The organism is Streptomyces sp. DH12 (assembly GCF_020873895.1).
Taxonomy (GTDB): Bacteria; Actinomycetota; Actinomycetes; order Streptomycetales; family Streptomycetaceae; genus Streptomyces.
On the sequence record NZ_JAHWGT010001209.1, the window covers coordinates 1 to 437 of the forward strand.

The following is a 437-nucleotide window of genomic DNA, read 5'->3' on the forward strand; positions in this document are numbered from 1 at the left end:
GAAGGACCTGGGCCGTCCCGTCCGGGGCCGACTTCGACTCGGCTCGCGGGACATCGTCTTCGACGCCGCCGACTCCTTCGCCGTCCTCGACCACGGGCGCGGCAAGTGGCCGTACTCCGTGTCCTGGAACTGGGCGGCGGGCTGCGCGCCCGGGCGTGCGCTTCAGCTCGGAGGACGGTGGACCGACGGCACCGGCTCGACGGAGAACGCCCTGTTCCTCGACGGCCGGCTGCACAAGATCGGCGACGATCTCGTCTGGGAGTACGACCGCGCGGACTGGCTGCGGCCGTGGCGGATCACCGGGCCCCGGGTGGAGGCGGAGTTCCGCCCCTTCCACGTACGGACCGCCAGGACGCGCCTGTTGGTGGTGTCCAACGACACGCACCAGTGCTTCGGGAGCTTCACGGGGCGCGCCCGCGCCGACGACGGCTCCTGGG

General features: G+C 72.5%; 1 protein-coding gene. It reads left to right on the forward strand.

Going from position 1 to position 437, the window contains the following annotated elements:
• A partial coding sequence (locus LPA54_RS39285; protein ID WP_228985176.1) for a DUF2804 domain-containing protein occupies positions 1-437 on the forward strand: 437 nt, incomplete at both ends.